Raw genomic sequence first — 21,264 nt, 5'->3', positions numbered from 1 at the left:
GCAATGGCGCCAGCCCCGGCCCGGCGTCGCGCGGGGCGACACCGGCATGACCCTGCCGGTGCGGGCGCCGCCCGCACCGGCCCGATCCTCACTCCGCCGGCGCCGTCGCCGGGGCTTCTGGGACCCGGCCGCGACCGAAGCTGAGCCGCCGCGCCAGGCTGTCGAAGCCGAGATAGAGCACCGGCGTGACGAACAGCGTCAGCACCTGGCTGACCGCCAGGCCGCCGACGACCGCAAGGCCGAGCGGCTGCCGTAACTCGGCCGCCGCGCCCCATCCGGCGGCGATGGGCACCGCGCCGGCGCCGGCGGCCAGCGTGGTCATCAGGATCGGCCGGAAGCGCAGCAGGCAGGCTTCCCGCACCGCCGTGAAGGCGGGCGATCCGGCGCGTTGTCGTTGCAACGCGACGTCCACGATCATGATGGCGTTCTTCTTCACCAACCCGATCAGCAGCAGCACGCCGATGACGGCGATGACCGATAGGTCCAGGCTGAAATAATGCAGAGTGAGGAAGGCGCCGAGCGCCGCCGCCGGCAGGCCCGACAGGATCGTTAGTGGGTGGATGAGGCTCTCGTACAGGACGCCCAGCACGACATACATGATGCAGATGGCGGCGATGACCAGCACGCCCTGGCCGGCCAGCGCCTGCTGGAAGACCTGCGCCGCGCCGGAGAAGCCGGTGACGATGGTGGGCGGCATGCCCATGTCGCGCTCCACCGCGCGGATGGCGTTCACCGCATCGCCCAGCGCCACGCCGGGCGGCGTGTTGAAGCCGATGACGACGGCCGGCAGCTGCCCCTGGTGGGAGACGTTCAGCGGGCCCGAGCGCCGCTCGATCGTGGCGACGGCCGAGAGCGGCACCAGCTTGCCGGTGACCGAGCGGAGATAGAGCTTGGCGAGGCCGGTCTCGTCGCGTTGGTCCTCGGGCAGGGCCTCCAGGATCACCGGATAGGCATTGGCCTGGCCGTAGATGGTGCTGATCTGCCGCGCGCCGAAGGCGGAGAACAGCGCCTGCCGCACCTGGTCCACCGTGACGCCGAGGGTGGTGGCGCGGTCGCGGTTCACGTTCACCTGCACCACCGGGGCGTCGAGCTGCAGGTCCGTGTTCACGTCCTGCAGCTGCGGCAGCTTCTGCAGCCGTTCCTCCAGCCGCGGCGCCCAATCGTACAGCTCCTCCAGCTTCAGGCCTTGCAGCGTGTAGAGGTACTGGGTGCGGGTCTGGCGGGCGCCGAAATTGATGTTCTGGATCGGCTGCATGAAGACCCGCAGGCCGGGGAAGGCATTCGCCGTCCGCCGCAGGTCCTGGATCACGTGCTCGACAGCCGGGCGCTCGCTGCGCGGCTTCAGCTCGACGAAGAGGCGGCCCTGGTTGATCGAGATGCTGCCGCCGACCGCGCCCAGGTTGGACACGACATTGGTCACATAGGGTGTCTGCCGCAGCGCCTCGACCAGGCGGTTCTGCACATCGGCCATCGCAGTCATGGATGACCCGCGCGGGCCTTCGGTGTTGACCAGCAGGAAGCCGGTGTCCTCGACCGGGAAGAAGCCCTTCGGGATGTGCACCGCCATCCAGCCGGCGGCGATGCAGGACGCGATGAAGGCGCCCCACACCACCATGCGGAAGCGGAGCGCGAGGTCGAGCATCCAGGCATAGCCGCGCTCGATGCCGACGAAGCCGCGTTCCAGGGCGCGATCCCACAGGGGCGGCTTCTTGTGCAGCGAATGCCCCTTCAGCCGGCTGGCCATCAGCGGCGTCAGCGTCAGGGAGACGACGCAGGAGGCGATGACCGCGAGCGAGACGGTCGCCGCGAAGGCGTTGAAGACGCGCCCCACGACGCCGCCCATCAGCAGGATCGGCAGGAAGACGGCGATGAGCGACAGGGTGATCGAGAGGACGGTGAAGCCGATCTCGCGCGACCCGCGGATCGCCGCCTGGATCGGCGACATCCCCTCCTCGATGTGGCGGACGATCGCCTCCAGCACCACGATGGCATCGTCGACCACCAGGCCGACCGCGATGGTGAGGCCCAGCAGGGTCACGTTGTCGATGCCGTAGCCCATCACATACATCAGGGCGAAGGCGACGCAGAGGCTGATCGGCACCGCGATGGTCGGGATCAGCGTGGCGGTGATCCGCCGGAGGAAGAGGAAGCACACCAGGATCACCAGCCCGATGGCGATCAGCAGGCTTTCCTGCACGTCATGCACGGCGTCGCGGATCGAGAGCGAGCGGTCGAGCGTCACGGTCAGCCGGGCACCCGGCGGCAGGGAGGATTCCAGGGCCGGAAGGGACGCCTTCACGCCATCCACGACCTCCACCGTGTTGGCGTCCGGCTGACGCAGCACGGCGAGCACCAGCGCCCGCTGGCCGTTCCGCCAGGAGGCAATGCGCTCGTTCTGGACGCCATCGGCGACCTCGGCGATCTCGTTCAGCCGGATCGGCGCCTGGGCCCGGCCGCCGACCACCAGCCGGCCGAATTCCTCGGCGCTCTGCGGCTGGTCGTTGGCGCGGAGCGTGAGCTGCTGCCGCTGGCCGTTCAGCAGGCCGACCGGGGTGTTGGAATTCGCCTGGGCCAGGCTCTGCTGCACGGTGTCGAAGGCCAGCCCCATGGCGGCGATGCGGTCCGGGTCCAGCCGGACGCGGACGGAATAGAGCTGCTCGCCGAACACCTGCACCTGCGCCACGCCGGGCACGCGCGACAGGGCCGGGCCGATGATCGTGCTGGCGATGTCGTTCAGCTTGTAGAGCGGCGTCTCCCCGCCCGACAGCGCCAGCAGCACCACCGGGGCATCCGCCGGGTTCACCTTGCGGTAGCTCGGCGGGATGGTCATGTCGATCGGCAGGCGCCGCTGGGCGCGGGTCATCGCCGCCTGGACGTCCTGCGCCGCGGCGTCGATGTTGCGGCCCAGGACGAATTGCAGGGTGATCTGGGTGGTGTCCTGCCCGTTGATGGAGGACATGGATTCCAGCCCGGCGATGGTGCTGAACTCCCGCTCCAGCGGCAGGGCCACGCTGGTCGCCATGGTCTCGGGGCTCGCGCCGGCGAAATTGGCGAAGACGGTGATGACCGGGAAGTCCACCCGCGGCACCGCCGCGACCGGCAAGCGCAGATAGGCCACGATGCCGATGACCACCGCCGCGATCGACAGCAGCGACGTCATCACCGGCCGACGGATGCAGAGTTCCGAGATGTTCATGCGTCCCGCTCCTGTCCGTCGGCTATTGCAGGGCCGAGACACGCTGTGGCGTGGGCGCGACATTCCGCTCCACCGCCCGGCTGCCGTCGGTCACCCGCTGCGCGCCATCCACGATCACCTTCTCGCCCGCCGCCAGCTCGCCGCGCACCACGGCGCGGTCCCCCGCGGTGCGCAGGAATTCCACCGGCCGGCGCCGCGCCGTGCCGTCCTGCGTCAGGACGAAGACGAAGCGGCCCTGCTGGCCGGTCTGCACCGCGGCCGAGGCCACCGTAATGGCATTCGGGTCCACCCGCGGCGACATCATCACCTGCACATACTGGCCGGGCCAGAGCTTGCCGTCGCTGTTCTGGAAGCGCGCCTTCAGCAGGATGGTGCCGGTCGTCGTGTCGACCGCGCTGTCGACGAAGACAAGCTGCCCCTCCACCCAGGGGCCAGGGTCGGATTCGGCATGGGCGCGCACCACCGGCGGATCCCCGCGCAGCGCGGCACGGATGGTGGGCAACCAACGTTCCGGGACCGCGAACTGTACGAGAACCGGGTCCACCTGGGTCAGGGTGGTGATGGCCGTGTTTTCCGCCTGCCGGACGAAATTGCCGGCCCGCAACGGGATGGCGCCAAGCTGGCCATCCATTTCCGCAGTTATCGTCGCAAATTCGACATTCAGCCGGGTCTGGGTGATGAGCGCCTCGGTCGCCCGCACCGTGGCCGCCGCGGCCAGCGCATCCGCCTGGGCCTGCTCGAACCGCTGCTGGGATGCGAAGCTTTCCCCTCGCAGCGACTGGTAGCGCTGCGCATCGGACTGCGCCCGGGCGGCCTGTGCCCGATCCCGCGCCAGCTGCGCCTCCTGCTGCGCCAGCAATGCCTGGTTCTGCCGGCTGTCGAGGATGAACAGCGGCTGGCCGCGCCGCACCATCTGCCCTTCATTGACCAGCACGCGCTCGATCTGGCCATCCACGCGGGTCCGGATGGTCACGACGGATTCCGAGGCGACGATGCCGTTGGCCAGGATCTCGACCGGCACCGGCCCGATGCGCACCTGGTCGGTGGTCACCGGCACCCCGCCGCCGCCGCTTCCCTGCGCAAGCGCTGCCCCGGCCGGCGCAAGCCCCAGGATCGCGGCACAGAGGAACCGCCGAAGCGGCGAGAGGCGTGGCATCATCCGTTCCGTTCCCCGGCAAACCCGTCGCGCGCCCTCTGCGTGAGGGCCGTCAAGCATCCTGATACGGCCGACTATCGGCTACCCCACGCGTCCGGTCGATCACAGAACGAATGGGGCGGTGCCTCCCCGGTGGCGGTGGCCCAGGGGCGGAGCAAGCTGCATGCCAAATGATCGCGGTATCTTCTTCCCGCAAGGGTCGCATCGGGCGGGCATGTCATCGGTGCCCGGCGCCGGCCGTGCCATGCTGGCCATCCGAGACTTCCCACCGCGAGGCTGCCCGCCCATGCGCCTGATCCTCCTCCTGCTGGCCCTGCTCGCCAGCCTGCCCCAGGCCCGCGCACAGGATTTCGACCTGCCGGGTCTCGCGGGCGACGCCGCGGCCTATCAGCGGGACCTCGGCCGCCGCTTCCCCGCCGGCGCCACGCCGCAGCAGCGCCAGGCGGCCGAGACCCGCGCCGCGCAGGCCGAGCGGCAGCAGAACTGGGCCGCCGCCGCCCAGGCCTGGGAGGAGCGGGTGGGCGGCGGCGAGCCGCGACCCGAGCATTGGCTCGCCCTGGCCCGCGCCCAGCTGCAACGGACCCCGCCGGAGCCGGCCCGCGCCCTGCAGGCCGCCTGGACGAATTTCCAGATGGTCCCGGCCGGCGCACCGGAGATCCCCTCGCTCCTTCTCATGGCCGAGGCCTTGCAGCGGCTCGACCGCCCGGCGCAGCAGCTGAAGGCCCTGCAGGCCGCGGTGGAGCGGGCGCCGGAGAACCCCCGCTACCGCCAGATGCTGGCCGAGGCCCGCCGCGCCGCCGGCCTGCTGGTCGCCGGCATCAATACCGAGCCCGAGGCGGAGCCGGCCCGCGCCTGCCTGTCCTTCACCGTGCCGCCGGCCCGCCGGACGGACTGGCAGCCCGGCGACTGGGTGCGGACCGACCCGCCCGTGCCTGGCCTCGCCGTGCTGCGGGAGGGCGACCAGCTTTGCCTGGCCGGCCTGCCGCATGGCCAGTCCACCCGCATCCTGCTGCGGGCCGGCCTGCCGGGGGAGGATGGGCTGCGGCTGAACCGGGAGGCGTCGCTGCGCGTCGCCATGCCCGACCGTGCGCCGCGCCTCGTTTTCGATGCCAGCCGCTTCATCCTGCCGCGTGGCCAGGCGCAGCAGGTGGGCCTGGCCACCGTGAACCTTTCCGCCCTGTCGCTGAAGGTGGTGCGGGTGACGGAGCGCAACCTGGTCCCCTTCAGCCGCCAGGCCTGGACGCCCGGCGAGGGCATCCAGGGCTGGGAGGCGGAGACCCTGCCGGACAGCTGGGGCCGCACGGTCTGGGAAGGCCGCGCCGAATTGCCGCGCTTCGAGGCCAACCGGACCCAGCGGCATGTGCTGCCCTTGCCGGAGGCGCTGCGGACCGCCGGCCCCGGCCTCTACGCCCTGGTCGCGGCGCCGGCCGATGGCCGTCGCGGCACGCCGGTGGCCTTGCCGGTGATCGTCACCGACCTCGCGCTCACCGCCTGGCGTGGCCCGCAGGGCCTGGCGGTGCAGGCGCGCGCGCTGGGCGCCGGCCGGCCGCTGGCGGGGGTGCAGGTGCGGCTGCTGGCCAGCGGCAACGACATCCTGGGCGAGGCCATGTCCGGCGCCGATGGCGTGGTCCGCTTTGCCGCCCCCCTGCTGCGTGGCCAGGGGCCCATGGCGCCGCGCGCCCTGCACGCCGTGCTCGGCGACGACCTCGTCTCGCTCGACCTCGACTCCGCTTCCTTCGACCTCTCCGACCGCGGCGCCGCCGGGCTGCCGCATCCCGGGCCGATGGATGCCTTCGCCTGGCTCGACCGCGGCATCTACCGCCCGGGCGAGACCGTGCAGGCCGCGGTGCTGCTGCGCGACGGCGGCGGCGCGCCGCTCGACATCCCGGCGCGGCTGCGGGTGCGGCGGCCGAATGGCAGCGTCCTGGCCGAGAGCGTGCCGGCGCGGGAGCGCGGCGCCGCCTTCCTCTGGCCCATCCCGCTGCCGGCCGGCGCGCCCGCCGGCGTCTGGACGCTGGAGGTGCTGGCCGACCCCGATGCCCCGCCGATCGGCCGCGCCGAGTTCCGGGTGGACGCCTTCGTGCCCGAGCGGCTGGAGGTGACCGCCGGCCCTGCCCCCGGCCCGCTGGTGCCGGGCCAGCCCCTGGTGGTCCCCGTCACCGCCCGGTTCCTCTATGGCGCGTCCGCGGCGGGTCTCACGGGCGATGCCGAACTCCGCCTGCTGGCCGATCGCTCCCCGTTTCCGCAGCACAAGGAGTTCCTGTTCGGGCTGGAGGACGAGCAATTCGCCCCTGACCTGCTGCCCTTCGAGATCGAGGCGCTGGACGACCAGGGCCGCGGCAGCCTCACGCTCGCCCTGCCACGGGCCCCCGACACCACGCGGCCGCTGCGGGCGGAGGTCGCCGTGTCGATCGACGAGCCGGGCGGCCGTGCCTCCCGCACCACGCTGTCCTTGCCGGTGCGGGCCGACCATCGGCTGATCGGGGTCCGGCCACTGTTTCCCGACCTGGCGGTGGATGCTGGCGCGGAGGCGGGCTTCGAAGTCATTGCCCTGGATGGCGCCGCCAGCCCGGTCGCCGCCCGGCTGCGCGCGCGGCTGGTGCGGGAGAGGCCGGACTGGCGCGTCGTCATCCGCGGCGCCCAGGCCCGCTACGAGACGGTCTGGCGGGACGAGGCGGTGGACAGCGCCGACCTGGCCGTCGCCGCCGGCACCCCGACGCGCTTTGCCCGGACGCTCCCCTTCGGCCGCTACCGGCTGGAGGTGGCGGAGCCGGGCGGGCTTGCGATCACCTCCGTCCGGTTCCGGGCCGGCTGGGCGGGTGGCGAGACGACCGAGGTGCCGGACAAGGTGGATGTCGCCACCGACCGCCGCGCCTATGCGCCGGGCGAGACCGCGAAGCTGCGCATCACTCCGCCCTTCTCCGGCCCCGCCAGCCTCGCCGTGCTGACGGACCGGCTGGTCCAGGTCCGGGAGATCGAGGTGACGGAGGGCGGCACCGAAGTGGAGGTGCCGGTGGACGCCGCCTGGGGACCCGGCGCCTATGTCGCCATCACCGCCTTCCGGCCCGGCGAGGCCAGGCAGGGGCACCCCGGCCGCGCCCTCGGCCTGGCCTGGCTGCAGCTCGACCCCGCCTCCCGCCGCATCGCGGTCGAGATCGGCACGCCGGAGCGCGTGCGCCCGGCGCGGCGGCTCGCGGTTCCGTTGCGTCTCGCCGATGCCGGCGCGGAGGCCATGGTGACCCTGGCGGCGGTCGATGAGGGCATCCTGCGCCTGACGCGCTTCGCCTCGCCCGACCCGCTGGGGCATTTCCTCGGCAAGCGGCGACTGGGCGTGGATATCCGCGACGATTACGGCCGCCTCATCCCGCCGCCGGAGGGGGAGGCGGCGCTGCTGCGCCAGGGCGGCGACGAGCTGTCCATGGCCGCGATCGACATCCCGCAGCGGACGATCGCGCTCTTCTCCGGCCCGGTCGCGGTGGCCCCGGACGGCACGGCGACCGTCGTGCTCGATATCCCCGACTTCGCCGGCGAGCTGCGGCTGATGGCGGTCGCCTGGTCCGGCAGCCGCATCGGCGCCGCCAGCAAGCCGCTGACGGTGCGCGACCCCGTGGTGGCGGAGGCGCTGCTGCCCCGCTTTCTCGCCCCCGGCGACGAGGCGCGGCTGCCGGTCCTGCTGCACAACCTAGACCTGCCGGCGGGCGAGGTCAGCGCCATGCTCTCGGCCGAGGGCGCCATCGCGCTGGCGGGGCCGGAGCGCGTGACGGCCACGCTCGCGCCCAACGCCCGCGCCCTGCCCGCGACGGCGCTGCGCGCGACCGGGGCCGGGCAGGGCGTGCTCCGCCTCGCCGTGAGCGGGCCGGACGGCTTCACGGCGGTCCGCGAGGCGCGGATCACCATCCGCTCCTCCCGCCCCATCACCACCGAGGTCGCGGCACAGGAGATCCCGCCGGGCGCCGAGCGGCCGCTCTCCCTTGACCCCGCGCGCTGGGTGCCGGGCACCTGGGTGGCCCGCGCCGGCTTCGGCGGGCCGGTTCGCTACGACGCCGCCGGCATGCTGCGGCAGCTCGAGCTCTACCCCTTCGGCTGCCTGGAACAGTCCTCCTCCCAGCTGCTTGCCTTCGCGCTCATGCCGGGGTTCGGCGAGGCGGCGGAGGCGCGCGCCGCCCGGCTGCAGCGCGCTGCGGAGGCGGTGCTGAACAAGCAGCGCTTCGATGGCAGCTTCGGCCTCTGGTCGGCCGGGGGCGAGCCGCAATGGTGGACCGGTGCCTATGCCGCGGAGGCGCTGCTCCGCGCCCGCACGGCCGGCGCCGCCATCCCCGACGCCGCGCTGGACCAGGCGCTGCAGGCGATTGCCGAGCAGCTGGAGGATGTCTCGCCCGACGGCGCCGAGGAGTTCGCCGCGCAGGCCTACCGGGTGCATGTGCTTTCCCTGGCCGGCCGTCCGCGGCTCGGCGCGGCGCGGCGCCTGCTGGAACGGCTGGACGACCTGCCGACGCCTCTGGCCAAGGCGCAGCTCGGCGCCGCCTTCGCCCGGGCGGGCGACCGCGCCCGGGCGGAGCCGGCCTTCGCGGCCGCGCTCGCCGGCATCCTCGGCCCCGGCGCCCGGCAGGGCTGGGTGTACGACTATGGCAGCGCGGCGCGCGATGCCGTGGCCGTGGCGCTGCTGCTGAAGGAAAGCGGCGTGCTGGCCGAGCGCCTGCCTGAGGTGATTGGCCGCCTGCCGGGCGCCGAGTTCACGCCAGCCCTGGCCAACACCCAGGAACTGGCCTGGGCGGTCGGCGCCGCCGCCGTGCTGGGCCGCGACGGCCGCCCGGTGCGTGTCGCCGTGAACGGGCGGGAGGAGGCGTCGGCGCCGCAGCTCGCCGTCGCGCTCACGGCACCCGGCACGGCGAGGAATCTCGGGCCGGGGCCGCTCTGGTCCGCGGTTTCCGTCACCGGCATCCCGGCCCAGCCGGCGCCGGCCGGGCGCAGCGGCCTGCGGATCGCCCGGCGCTTCCTCGACCTGGCGGGCCAGCCGCTGAATCTCGACCAGCTGCGGCAGAACCGCGTCTTCGTGCTGTTGCTGGAAGGCCGCGCCGAGACCGGCCAGCGGCTGCGTGCCCTGGTCCAGCAGGGCCTGCCGGCGGGGTGGGAGATCGTCGGGCGCCTGGGGGAAGGCGAGGTGGCGGGCATGCCCTGGCTCGGCACCCTGACGGGCGCCGAGGCCATGCCGGCGCTCGACGACCGCTTCGCCGCCGCGCTGGAGCTGACGCCGGAGGCGCCCGAATTCCGCCTGGCGGTCCGGCTGCGCGCGGTGACGGCGGGGCGGTTCGAGCTGCCCGGCGCGCAGGTGGAGGACATGTACCGCCCGGCGACCTATGCCCGGCAGAATACCGGGCGGGTCGCGGTGCTGCCGGCGGAGTAGCGTGCCAATGCGCCGCGTCATCGAGGGGGGCGCAGCCCCCCATCGAACGCTTGCGTTCGGTTCGCCGCCGAAGGCCGATGGGCCAGCGGACCCCTCGGGTCCGGCCGGAACCCCGCACCCACAGCGACGGCGTCCCCGCATGGCTTCGACGGCGTCGGAGGCGATCATGGCCCATCGCCCTGGCCGGCGGGCGCGGCGCGCCCTCCTCGCCAGCGCCGCCCTTCTCCTTGCGGCCCTGGCACTGGACAGGCTGGCCCCGCCCGACCTCTCCCGCCTGCACGCGGTCGGCACCGAGGTGCTCGACCGCGAGGGCCGGACCCTCTCCGTCCTGCCCGTCCCGGGCGGCACCTGGCGGCTGGCGACCACCAGCGCCGAGGTGCCGCCCCACCTCATCGCCATGCTCATCGCCGCGGAGGATCGGCGCTTCCATGCGCATCCCGGCGTCGATCCGCTGGCGCTGGCACGCGCGGCCGGCCAATGGCTGCATGCCGGCCGCGTTGTCTCCGGCGGCTCGACCCTGACCATGCAGGCCGCCCGCCTGCTGGAACCCCGGCCGCGCACCCTTCGCAGCAAGGCGATCGAGATCCTGCGCGCCCTGCAGCTGGAGGCCCGCTTCACCAAGGACGAGATCCTCGGCATCTGGCTCACCCTCGCCCCCATGGGCGGCAACCTGGAAGGGGTGCGGGCCGGCTCCCTCGCCTGGTTCGGCCGGCCGGCGCAGCAGCTCGACCCCGCCGAGGCGGCGCTGCTGGTCGCCATCCCCCGCCGGCCGGAGGCGCTGCGGCCGGACCGCCACCCCGCCGCGGCGCTGGCCGCCCGCGATGCCATCCTCGCCCGGCGCGCCGCCGGCGTGCCGGGGCTGGGCGCGGCTGACCTGGCGCTCGCCGAACCGGTGCCGGCTGCCCGCCGCCCCATGCCGCGCCACGCGCCGCATCTGGCGCGGGAGCTGGCGTCGCCATCATCCCTGGCCCCGGGCGGTCGGAGCGGCTCTGCCATGGCCGCCGCGACCGCGGCGCGCCTGCCCGCGGCCTTGGAGACGGCGGTCGACACAAAGCCTGCAAGCGCCGGACCCGGGCGCAGCGCGCCCGGCATGCCGAGCGGCCAGCCTCCCGCCCGCACCCCTCGGCAGGGCGGCGGCCGGATCGGCACCACGCTCGACCTGCCATTGCAGCGGGCGGTCGAGGCCATTGCCGCCGAGGCGCTGCGCGGCCTGCCGGAGCGTGCGTCCCTCGCCATCCTCGTCGCGGACCTTCGCAGCCGCGAGGTCCGCGCCCTGGTCGGCGGCGCATTCGGCGCCGAGGCGCGTGCCGGCGCGCTCGACCTGACGCGGGCCATCCGCTCGCCTGGCTCCGCCCTCAAGCCTGCGCTCTATGCGCTGGCCTTCGAGGCCGGGCTGGCCGCGCCGGAGACCCTGATCGCCGACCTGCCGCGCCGCTTCGGCGCCTATGCGCCGGAGAATTTCGACCGCGGCTTCGCCGGCCGCATCACCGTGGCGGATGCCTTGCGGCAATCGCTGAACCAGCCGGCGGTGGCACTGCTGAACGAGCTTGGCCCCATCCGCTTCGCCGCCGCCCTGAAGGCCGCCGGCGCGCCGCCGCGCCTGCCGCCGGGCGCCGACCCCTCCCTGCCCCTGGCGCTCGGTGGGTTCGGGACCACGCTGCGGGACATGGTCGCGCTCTATGCGGCGCTCGGCGATGCCGGGCAGGCCATGCCGTTGCGCCTGGTGCCGGGCCCGCCGGAGGCGCGACGCCCCGCCTTTGCGCCACGCGCCGCGGCTTCGGCCACCGCCGTGCTGGTGCAGCCTTTCCCCGGCGGCGGCCCGCCCGGCATCGCCTGGAAGACTGGCACGAGCTGGGGCGGACGCGATGCCTGGGCGCTCGGCCTCGATGCCCGGCATGTGGTCGGCGTCTGGGTCGGGCGGCCGGACGGCACGCCGTTGATCCATGGGTCCCTGGGCGCGACCGGCGCCCGTACCGCCCTGCCGATCCTGGCCCGCATCATCGAACGGCTGCCGCCCGCGCCACGCGAAGGGCTGCCGGTCCGCCTCGCCGCCCCGCCGCCGACGGCCGAGGCTGTGGACCGGCTGCGCCTGACCTTCCCGCCGCCTGGCGCCGTGCTGGCCGACCCCGGCGCCGCGGTGACGCTGCGCGCCGCCGGCGGCCGCCGGCCACTGACCTTCCTGGTGGATGGCACGCCCCTGCCGGCGGAGCCGGCCCGGCGGGAGGCGGCCTGGACGCCGCCCGGACCGGGCTTCTATCGGGTGACGGTGCTGGACGCGGCGGGCGCCGCGGCGCGGGCGGAGGTGCGGGTGCGGTGACGGTGATCTATGTGGATGGCGATGCCTGCCCGGTGCGCGACGAGGTGTTCCGCGTCGCCACCCGCCTGTCGCTGCCGGTGAAGGTCGTCAGCAACGGCAGCCGCCCGGTGCGGCCGCCCGGCCTGCCGAATGTCGAGATGGTCGTCGTTGCGGAGGGCGCCGACAAGGCGGATGACTGGATCGCCGAGCGGGCCGGCCGCGGCGATGTCTGCGTCACCGCCGATATCCCGCTGGCCTCCCGCTGCCTGGCGCGCGGCGCGCGGGCGCTGGGCTTCAAGGGCCGGCCCTGGACGCCGGACAATATCGGCAATGCGCTCGCCGGCCGCGCCGTTTCCTCCGAGATGCGGGAGCGGGGGATGGTCACAGGCGGCCCGGCGCCGCTGACCGTCGCCGACCGCTCGCGCTTCCTCTCCGCGCTCGATGCCGAGATTGCGGCGGCCCGGCGCGACCTGTCGGCCCCGCCGCCGCGGCCCTGGGTGAGCTTCGAGTAGGAAAGGGCCGCGGGCATAGGCCCATGGGTCCGTGCCGATGGCCGGGTTGAATGAGCGCCGCCTGCGATCCGCCCAGCCGCCTTTTGGGATTTCGATGATCGCGGGAGGGGCCCTGGCGCTGCCGGCGGGGGCCGTGCTGCGATGCCGGCAGCCGGTCGGCAGGCCCCGAGGTCGCGTGCGATGGCGTTGCGGTGGCGCCGTTGCTGCGCATCCCGCGCGGCCGGACTGGCGAAGCCGGCGGCGCGTTGCTGCTGCTCGACCGCGCCGCGCCGGCTTTGCTGACCGCCGCCCTGGCTGGCCCTGGCCTTCTGCCGCCGCGGGGCCGGTGGTCGCGCCCCTGCCGGTGGCCGAGAGCGCACCCGCACGCCTCGAGGCGACCCTGCCGCTCGGCGGCGGAGCGGCCGGGCCGGCGTCGCTGCCGGAGGAACCGATGATCCCGGCAGCCTCCGGGGCGCTGCTCGGTGGCGCGGCCAGCACCGCGCAGGCCGCCGCCGAAGGCGCCCCGCGGACGTACAGGCCCGCCGGCGGCAGGCCGGGCAGAGAGGGCGAGGGGCGGGGAGGATCGAAGACCCTCCATCGCGGGCTGGCCATGGGCGCGAAGCGCTGCGTCCCCCCTTGGCTGGGAGCGGCTTCAGGCCCGGCGGCAGTGTGCCGCGCCGCGATCCGCTCGAGCCTGCCGCGAGATCAGCCGCAGCCGCTTCGATCGATGATCCGGCGCGCTTCCTCCAGCGTGAATCGGATGCGGCCAAGCGGGCGCCGCAAGTCATCGAGGCTGGTCTCGAACCGCGCCTGCTCCGCCAGGCCGCGCGAGGCGCGCGCTTCCTCGGCAACCCGCGGACAGCCGCACCCGGCGAAGCGTCGGGTCGCTTCCTCCAGCCGCTCCGCCGCGGCCTCGGCCGCTGCCCGCCCGGCCAGGAGGTCGTCTGCAGCAAGGCCCGCCTGCACCTGCCGGCCGGCCTCGCGCAGCGCCTCCAGCCCCTGGCCGAAGCCGCAGCGGGGCGTCTGCGCCGCGGCTGGTGCGACCAGGGCCAGGAGCGCGAGGACCAGCGCCGCGATCATGTTGCGTCCCGCCAGCCGCAGGCGGCCAGGGCGGCCCGCATATGCGGCGGCGGCGGCGCCGTGGCCGCGACCGGCGGGTCGAGCGGCAGGGCAATGCCGCGCGCCAGCAGGTGCAACCGGCCCTCGCCGCCGCCGTAGCGCGGGTCGCCCAGGATGGGGCAGCCGAGATGCGCGCAATGCACGCGCACCTGGTGCGTGCGGCCGGTACGCGGGTGCAGTTCCAGCCAGGTGAGGCCGTCGGCCGCGCCGAGGACGCGCCAGGCGGTGCTGGCCGGCTGTCCGGCCGGGTCCACCACCATGCGCCAGCCCTCCTTGGCCGTGCTGCGCTTCAGCAGCGGCGCCGCCACGACGCCATCCGCTGCATCGGGCGCGCCTGCATTGGGCGCGCCGCGGACCACTGCCCAGTAGGTCTTGGCCACCTGCCCGCTGGCGAAGAGGGCACCGAGTTCGGCCAGCGCCGGCTTGGTCCGGCCCAGGACCAGGCAGCCGGCGGTATCGGTATCCAGCCGATGCGCCGGCTGTGGGATGCGGCGCTTGCCCAGCGCCAGCGCCGGCAGCCAATCCTCGAGCGAGGGCCCGCCCCGAGGACCGGCATGCACCGGCAGGCCGGCCGGCTTGTCGAGGATCAGGAGCCGGTCGTCCTGATGCAGCAGCCGTGTGGCCAGGCCCGCCGCCGCACCCGAAGGCTGCGGGGAGGCCGACCCCGCGAAAGACTGTCCCGCGAAGTCTGGCCGCCGTCCTGTCTCAGGCGGGAGCCGACGGGCAGCCTTCCGCAATCCCTCAGGCCCTGCCGTGGCAGTGCTTGTACTTCTTGCCGCTGCCGCAGGGGCAAGGCGCGTTGCGCGGCGTCCGCGACCAGGTGGTCGGATCCGCGGGGTCCACCGCATCGGCCCGACGCGACGCATCCGCCGCGGCCATCGCCGCCGGCGCGTAGCCAGGGCCGCTGGCGCCGGCCATCTCCATATCCGCCATCGCCGGTTCGGGGTGGCGCATGTCCAGCACCCGCACCGGCTCCGGCATCGGCGGCGGCGCATCCGGGCGCAGCTCGATGCGCATCAGCACGCTCGTCACCCGCTCCCGCAGGTCGGCGAGCATGCTGTTGAACAGCAGAAAGGCCTCGGACTTGTACTCGTTCAGCGGATCGCGCTGGCCATAGGCGCGCAGGCCGATGCCCTGGCGGAGGTGGTCGAGGGCGAGGAGGTGCTCCTTCCACACCTGGTCGAAGATCTGCAGCAGCAGCGACTTCTCGACCATGCGCATCAGGTCGGGGCCGATATTCGCCGCCTTGGCGGCATAGTGCTGCTCGGTCGCCGCCTCGATGCGCTCGCGCACCTGGGTCTCGTCGATCCCTTCCTCCTTCGCCCAGTCCCGCACCGGCAGGTCGAGGCCGAGGAGGTCGCGCGTCTTCGCCTCGAGCCCGTCGAGATCCCATTGCTCGGGATAGGCGTTCTCGGGGATCGCCTTGTCCACCAGGCCGCCGATGCATTCGCGGCGCATCTCCGCTACCGTCTCCTGCACATCGGCCGCCTTCATGAATGCCTTCCGCTGCGCGTACACCTCGCGCCGCTGGTCGTTCATGACGTCGTCGTATTTCAGCAGGTTCTTGCGGGTGTCGAAGTTGCGCGCCTCGACCTTCTTCTGTGCCTTCTCCAGCGCCTTGTTGATCCAGGGGTGGATGATCGCCTCGCCTTCCTTGAGGCCGAGGCGCTCCAGCATGCCGCCCATGCGGTCGCTGCCGAAGATGCGCATCAGGTCGTCTTCGAGGGAGAGGAAGAAGCGCGAGGCGCCCGGGTCGCCCTGCCGGCCGGAACGGCCGCGCAGCTGGTTGTCGATGCGCCGGCTCTCGTGCCGCTCGGTGCCGATGACGAAGAGGCCGCCGGCCTCCTTCGCCCGGGCGCGGCCGGTCTCGACCTCCGCCTTGTGGCGGGCCAGCGCCGCCTCGTACTCGGGCCCCTCTCCCTGGCCCGTCTCCTGCCGCGCCAGCATCTCGACATTGCCGCCGAGCTGGATGTCGGTGCCGCGGCCCGCCATGTTGGTGGCGATGGTGACGGACCCCGGCCGGCCGGCCTGGGCGACGATCACCGCCTCCTGCTCGTGGTAGCGGGCATTCAGCACGTTGTGCGGGATCTTCGCCTGCTTCAGGAGGCTGGAGATCAGCTCCGACTTCTCGATGCTGGTGGTGCCGACCAGCACCGGCTGGCCGCGGGTCCGCGCCTCGTCGATCAGGGTGATGACGGCGTCGTACTTCTCCTTGGCGGAGCGGTAGACCTCGTCGTCGCTGTCCTTGCGGGCCACCGGCACGTTGGTCGGGATCTCGACCACCTCCAGCTTGTAGATCTCGGCGAACTCGTCGGCCTCGGTCGCCGCCGTGCCGGTCATGCCCGCCAGCTTGGGATAGAGCCGGAAGTAGTTCTGGAACGTGATGCTGGCGAGGGTCTGGTTCTCCGGCTGGACAGTGACGTGCTCCTTCGCCTCCAGCGCCTGGTGCAGCCCGTCCGAGTAGCGCCGGCCTTCCATCATGCGGCCGGTGAACTCGTCGATGATCACCACCTTGTCGTCGCGCACGATGTAGTCGACGTCGCGCGCGAACAGCACATGCGCGCGCAGCGACTGGTTCACGTGATGAACCAGCGTGACATTGTGGAAGTCGTAGAGGTTGCCTTCCTCCAGCAGCCCGGCCTCGCGCAGCGCCTCCTCCACCCGCTCCGACCCGTCCTCGGTCAGGTTGCAGGTGCGCTGCTTCTCGTCCTTCTCGTAATTGGCCTTGTCGGCCGCCAGGACCTTCACCACCGCATCCACCCGGCGATACAGGTCGGAACTGTCGTCCGACGGGCCGGAGATGATCAGCGGCGTCCGCGCCTCGTCGATCAGGATCGAATCGACCTCGTCCACGATGGCGTAGTTGAAGTCGCGCTGGACCATCTCCTCCAGCCGGTATTTCATGTTGTCGCGCAAGTAGTCGAAGCCGAACTCGTTGTTCGTGCCGTAGGTGACGTCGGCGGCGTAGGCGGCCCGCCGCTCCTCATCCGTCAGGCCATGGACGATGACGCCGGTGGTCAGGCCGAGGAAGCGGTAGATCCGCCCCATCCACTCGGCATCGCGCCGGGCCAGATAGTCGTTTACCGTGACGACATGGACGCCCTTGCCGGTCAGGGCGTTCAGGTAGACCGGCAGGGTGGCGACCAGGGTCTTGCCCTCGCCGGTCTTCATCTCGGCGATCTTGCCGGTGTGCAGGACCATGCCGCCGACCATCTGCACGTCGAAGTGCCGCAGGCCGAGGACACGCCTGGCGGCTTCCCGCACCGTGGCGAAGGCGTCGGGCAGGATGTCGTCCAGCGTCTCGCCCTTGGCGAGGCGATCCTTGAACTGGGCCGTGCGGGCCTGCAGCGCCTCGTCCGACAGGGCGGCGAGGGTCGGCTCCAGCGCGTTGATCTGCGGCACCCGCCCCTGCAGGCCCTTGAGGGCGCGGTCGTTGGAAGTGCCGAAGATGGCGCGGGCGATGCGTCCGAACATGCGGGCCTTGGAACTCCGGGGAGGGCGCCGGCCGGTCCGCGTGGGCCGCGGCCGCACCGGCGCCGCAGGCGAGACGGCTTGGTAACGGTCGGGGAAGGGGGCCTGTCCGGGCCCCAGGCCCTTCCGGGCGGCGGGTGCTGCGCGACCCCGGCGCTGCCGCGAGAGATAGGCAAGCGGGGCGGCCGGGTCAACGTCGACGGCGCCTCCGCCGGTTGCCGCGCCCGGCGGCATCCGCCATTGTCCCGCGCCGTCCGAAGGGTTTTGTTCCGCATGCGTGCCCGTTCCCTGACGCTGACCGCCGCGCTGCTCCTGCCGCTCGGCCCCTTCGGTGCCCTGGCCCAGCCCCAGTCCCAGACCCAGTCCCAGCCCCCTGGCGCGCCGAATGCCGCGCCGGCCGCCGGCCCCGCCGCCGAGGACCCCCTGGTCGCCCGCGTGGATGGCCAGCCGGTCCGCCTGTCCGACGTGCTGGAGACCGCGCAGGACGTCCTGCCGGCCGACATGAAGTCGATGCCGCCCGCCCTGCTGCTCCAGGTCCTGCCGGCCGAGGTGCGCCGCCAGCTGGTCGAGCGGACGATCACCGAGCGCGCCATCACCGCTGCCGCCCGCGCCGCCGGCCTCGACAAGGACCCGGAGGTGCGCCGCCGCGTCCAGCGCGCCGAGGAGCAGGAGCTGCAGCAGGCCTATATCGGCCGCGAGGTGGGCCCGCAGATCACTGACGCGGCGGTGCGCGCCCGCTACGACCAGGAGAGCGGCAAGCGCCAGGGGGAGGAGGAGGTGCGCGCCCGCCACATCCTCGTCCGCTCCGAGGCCGAGGCGAAGGCGGCCATCGCCGCGGTGCAGGGCGGGGAGGATTTCGCCGCCGCCGCCCGCCGGCTCTCGACCGATCCCGGCTCGCGCGAGGGCGGCGACCTCGGCTTCTTCAAGCGGGCCGACATGGTGCCGGAATTCGCCGAGGCCGCCTTCGCCATGAAGCCCGGCGAGGTCAGCGCCACCCCGGTCCGCAGTGCCTTCGGCTGGCATGTCATCAAGCTGGAGGAGCGGCGCAGCGCGCCGGTGCCGGGCTTCGAGGAAAGCCGGCAGCAGATCCGCAACCAGCTGGTGCAGGAGCAGGTGGACGCCCTGGTCCAGCGCGTGCGGGCGAATGCCAAGGTCGAGCGCCTGGACCTGCCCGCGCCGGCCGGTGGCGGTTCCCTGCTCGACAACGCCGCACCGCCGCCGGCCCAGCCCGGCGCCCGCCCGGCGCCGCAGCGGCGCTGAGCATGATTGCCTGACGGCGGCACCGCCGCCGCCCCGAGAAGAGGACAACGCCATGGCCGGCAAGGACCTGCCCGTCTCACCGCTTGCCCTGCCCCTGCCGGGGATGCCCCCGATCGCCGGCATCCGCCTCGGCGTCATCGAGGCGGGCATCCGCTACAAGGGGCGGGCCGACCTGACCATGATGGAGTTCGCCCCGGGCACCACCGTGGCGGGTGTCTTCACGCGCAACCAATGCCCGGGCGCGCCCGTCGAATGGTGCCGCCAGGTGTTGCCGGGCGGCACGGCGCGGGCGCTGGTGGTGAATGCCGGCAATGCCAATGTCTTCACCGGCCGGGCAGGGCGGGTCGCGGTGCAGGCGACCGCCGGGGCCGCGGCCGGCCTGGTCGGCTGCCGGCCGGAGGAGGTGTTCCTCGCCTCCACCGGCGTGATCGGCGAAACCATGCCGCACCAGAAGCTGACCGCGGCGCTGCCGGCGCTGCATGCCGCGCTGACGCCCGCGCGCTGGCAGGAGGCGGCGCGCGGCATCATGACCACCGACACCTTCCCGAAAGGGGCAGTGCGGACGGCCGAGATCGGCGGCACCCGCGTGACCATCGCCGGCATCGCCAAGGGCAGCGGCATGATCGCGCCCGACATGGCGACCATGCTGAGCTTCCTGGCGACCGATGCCGCCATCCCGGCGCCGGCGCTGCAGGCGCTGCTGAGCGCGGGATCGGAGCGCAGCTTCAACTGCGTGACTGTCGATTCCGACACCTCGACCAGCGACACCGTCCTGCTCTTCGCCACCGGCCAGGCACGGCACCCTGCGGTGCCGGAGAGCGGCGGTGAGATCCTGGCGGATTTCCGCCGCGCCCTGGACGAGGTGCTGATGGACCTTGCCCTGATGGTCGCGCGAGACGGCGAGGGGGCGCAGAAGCTGATCGAGATCACCGTGACCGGCGCGGTCTCCGACGCCTCGGCCAAGCGGATCGCCATGAGCATCGCGAATTCACCCCTGGTGAAGACCGCGATCGCCGGCGAGGACGCCAATTGGGGCCGGATCGTCATGGCGGTGGGCAAGGCCGGCGAGCCGGCGGACCGCGACCGCCTGTCCGTCGCGGTCGGCGGCACCTGGATGGCGAAGGAAGGCGGCGTGGTGCCCGGCTATGACGAGGCGCCGGTCGTCGCCCACATGAAGGGCCGTGAGGTCGAGATCACCGTGGATATCGGCCTGGGCCAGGGCCGTTCCACGGTTTGGACCTGCGACCTGACGCATGGCTACATCGACATCAACGGATCCTACCGGAGCTGAGGCGCCGGCTCAGCGGGCTGGCCGCCGGTCATGCGCCGGCGTCGGCAGCGGTGGCGGGGCCCCGGGTGCGCCTTCCAGGACGGCACCGCCGCCGCGATGCGCGGCATTCGCCTCCGCGTCGCGCGGGCCCTGGTCGATCGGCGGCCCGGGGGACCGGGTGTCGGATCGTGCCTCGAGCGGGGCGGGGCGGGGTGCCTCGGCCCGCGGCACTTGTCCCAGGGCCGGCAGGGCGATGAGGCCCAGGACGAGGGATGGCAGCAGCCGCATGCAGATCTCCGCCGGATGTCGTGTGGTGCGCCACTGGAACGAGCTGGGATGCGGACGGTTGCCGTTGCCTGCCGCGCCGGGGTGGCCGGCCGGGCCCGACCTCGTTCCCTGCCGTTGACAGCGGGACTGGCCTGCCCCTCCCTGGCAGCCCCGCCAGCGAGCCGTCGCGCCCCGTGACTCCCTCAATTCCCGATTTCGCCCCGCTCCGGACCGAGCGGCTGGTCCTGCGGCCCCTGCGGACCGCGGATGCCCCGGCGCTGCATCGCCTGGTCAATGACTGGGAAGTGGCGAAAACCCTGGCACGCGTGCCCTTCCCCTATCCGCGCGACCTTGCCGATACCTGGATCGCTTCGACCTGGGCGCAGATCGCGGCCCGGGAGGCCTGGCACCTAGCCATCGTTGGGGAGGAGAACGGCGCCGAGGTCCTGGTCGGCTGCGTCGCCCTGACGCGCAGCCGCGACGGCAAGGCGGCGGAGCTCGGCTACTGGGTCGGCCGCCGCTTCTGGGGCCACGGCGTGGCGCCGGAGGCGGCCGCCAGGCTCTGCCGCTGGGCGCTGGCGCAGCTCGATATCGCCACCATCCGAGCGAGCGCATTGAAGGACAACCCACGGTCCCAGGCCGTGTTGCGGCGCATCGGCCTGCGGCCCGCCGGCGAGGGGGTGCAGACCTTCCTCTCCCGTGGTGGGCCGATGCCGGTGCTGCTGTTCGAGGGTGGGCGGGAGGAAATCACTGGCGATGCCGCCCCCCCGTCGCCGCCCGCCGGCGCGGCGACGCCGCCTGGGAAGCCGGTGCTGCTGGTCGCCGCCGTCGCGCTGGTCGATCCCGATAACCGCGTGCTCCTGGCGCGCCGGCCCGAGGGCAAGCCGCTCGCGGGGCTATGGGAGTTTCCCGGTGGCAAGGTGCAGCCCGGCGAGACGCCGGAGGCGGCGTTGATCCGCGAGCTGAAGGAGGAGTTGGACATCGACGTCTCGGCCGCCTGCCTCGGCCCGTTCACCTTCGCCTCGCATGGCTACGAGAAATTCCACCTGCTGATGCCGCTCTATCTCTGCCGACGATGGAACGGCACGGTCCGCCCGGTGGAAGGGCAGGCCCTGGCCTGGGTCAGGCCGCAGCAGCTGGGCGCCTATGCGATGCCGCCGGCGGACAAGCCCCTGGTGGCGATGCTGCGGGATTTCCTGTGACCCTGCGCGGCGCGGCATCCGCAGGTCGGTGCATCGGCGAAGGCCCGGGAAGGCCGGCACCCGGAACGCGATCGCGTCTGGCACGGCCGGTGCGTGTTCCCGGGCGCGGCCCGGGGTGGACGCCCCGGGACG

12 protein-coding genes are annotated in these 21,264 nt (G+C 73.5%); 6 read left to right on the top strand and 6 right to left on the bottom strand.

Annotated features, from left to right (window positions below; genetic code table 11):
- Nucleotides 1-88 precede the first annotated feature (88 nt).
- Nucleotides 89-3,196 carry an efflux RND transporter permease subunit gene (locus E2C05_RS02190; protein ID WP_133217960.1) on the bottom strand — a complete coding sequence of 1,036 codons (3,108 nt, stop codon included), beginning with the start codon at nucleotides 3,194-3,196 and terminating at the stop codon, nucleotides 89-91.
- Between the two features lie 22 nt (nucleotides 3,197-3,218).
- The gene (locus E2C05_RS02185; protein ID WP_200305298.1) at nucleotides 3,219-4,247 is read right to left on the bottom strand and encodes an efflux RND transporter periplasmic adaptor subunit; all 1,029 of its coding nucleotides are present in this window, start codon (nucleotides 4,245-4,247) and stop codon (nucleotides 3,219-3,221) included.
- Nucleotides 4,248-4,638: 391 nt separating this feature from the next.
- Between E2C05_RS02185 and E2C05_RS02180 the strand changes: the two genes are divergently transcribed.
- The 3 genes from E2C05_RS02180 to E2C05_RS02170 all read left to right on the top strand — a co-directional run bounded on the left by E2C05_RS02180 (nucleotide 4,639) and on the right by E2C05_RS02170 (nucleotide 12,564).
- A complete protein-coding gene (locus E2C05_RS02180; protein WP_133217958.1) occupies nucleotides 4,639-9,756 on the top strand; it encodes an alpha-2-macroglobulin family protein in 5,118 nt (1,705 codons plus the stop codon).
- A gap of 166 nt (nucleotides 9,757-9,922) precedes the next feature.
- Nucleotides 9,923-12,073 (top strand): transglycosylase domain-containing protein, encoded by a 2,151-nt coding sequence (locus E2C05_RS02175; protein WP_158291893.1) that lies wholly within the window; start codon nucleotides 9,923-9,925, stop codon nucleotides 12,071-12,073.
- A complete protein-coding gene (locus E2C05_RS02170; RefSeq protein ID WP_133217956.1) occupies nucleotides 12,070-12,564 on the top strand; it encodes a YaiI/YqxD family protein in 495 nt (164 codons plus the stop codon). The genes E2C05_RS02175 and E2C05_RS02170 overlap by 4 nt, the downstream gene beginning before the upstream one ends.
- Before the next feature lie 684 nt (nucleotides 12,565-13,248).
- On the opposite strand, the gene E2C05_RS02165 is transcribed toward E2C05_RS02170, so the two are convergent.
- The 3 genes from E2C05_RS02165 to secA all read right to left on the bottom strand — a co-directional run bounded on the left by E2C05_RS02165 (nucleotide 13,249) and on the right by secA (nucleotide 17,136).
- The gene (locus tag E2C05_RS02165) at nucleotides 13,249-13,623 is read right to left on the bottom strand and encodes a hypothetical protein (RefSeq protein ID WP_133217955.1); all 375 of its coding nucleotides are present in this window, start codon (nucleotides 13,621-13,623) and stop codon (nucleotides 13,249-13,251) included.
- Entirely contained in the window at nucleotides 13,620-14,288 is a 669-nt protein-coding gene (locus tag E2C05_RS02160) for an RluA family pseudouridine synthase (RefSeq protein ID WP_274607332.1), read from the bottom strand. The genes E2C05_RS02165 and E2C05_RS02160 overlap by 4 nt, the downstream gene beginning before the upstream one ends.
- A gap of 115 nt (nucleotides 14,289-14,403) precedes the next feature.
- Nucleotides 14,404-17,136: a preprotein translocase subunit SecA gene (gene secA, locus E2C05_RS02155; protein ID WP_133217953.1), complete on the bottom strand. Its 2,733-nt coding sequence runs from the start codon at nucleotides 17,134-17,136 to the stop codon at nucleotides 14,404-14,406.
- A gap of 270 nt (nucleotides 17,137-17,406) precedes the next feature.
- Here secA and E2C05_RS02150 point away from each other — a divergent pair, with 270 nt between their 5' ends.
- Complete coding sequence (locus tag E2C05_RS02150; protein WP_133217952.1) at nucleotides 17,407-18,393, top strand: peptidylprolyl isomerase; 987 nt, start codon at nucleotides 17,407-17,409, stop codon at nucleotides 18,391-18,393.
- A 52-nt stretch (nucleotides 18,394-18,445) separates the two neighbouring features.
- A complete protein-coding gene (argJ, locus tag E2C05_RS02145) occupies nucleotides 18,446-19,684 on the top strand; it encodes a bifunctional glutamate N-acetyltransferase/amino-acid acetyltransferase ArgJ (protein WP_133217951.1) in 1,239 nt (412 codons plus the stop codon).
- A 9-nt stretch (nucleotides 19,685-19,693) separates the two neighbouring features.
- Here argJ and E2C05_RS02140 read toward each other — a convergent pair whose 3' ends face one another.
- On the bottom strand, nucleotides 19,694-19,951 hold the full coding sequence (locus tag E2C05_RS02140; protein WP_133217950.1) for a hypothetical protein: 258 nt from the start codon (nucleotides 19,949-19,951) through the stop codon (nucleotides 19,694-19,696).
- Nucleotides 19,952-20,124: 173 nt separating this feature from the next.
- On the opposite strand from E2C05_RS02140, the gene E2C05_RS02135 reads away from it, so the two are divergent.
- Nucleotides 20,125-21,132, top strand: a complete 1,008-nt coding sequence (locus tag E2C05_RS02135; RefSeq protein WP_240046518.1) for a bifunctional GNAT family N-acetyltransferase/(deoxy)nucleoside triphosphate pyrophosphohydrolase — start codon at nucleotides 20,125-20,127, stop codon at nucleotides 21,130-21,132.
- The last annotated feature ends 132 nt before the right edge of the window (nucleotides 21,133-21,264 follow it).

It is taken from the genome of Paracraurococcus ruber (genome assembly GCF_004353985.1).
Classification (GTDB): Bacteria; Pseudomonadota; Alphaproteobacteria; order Acetobacterales; family Acetobacteraceae; genus Paracraurococcus; species Paracraurococcus ruber.
Note: the sequence above shows the minus strand (reverse complement) of the source record. Positions and strands in the feature narration are given on the sequence as shown.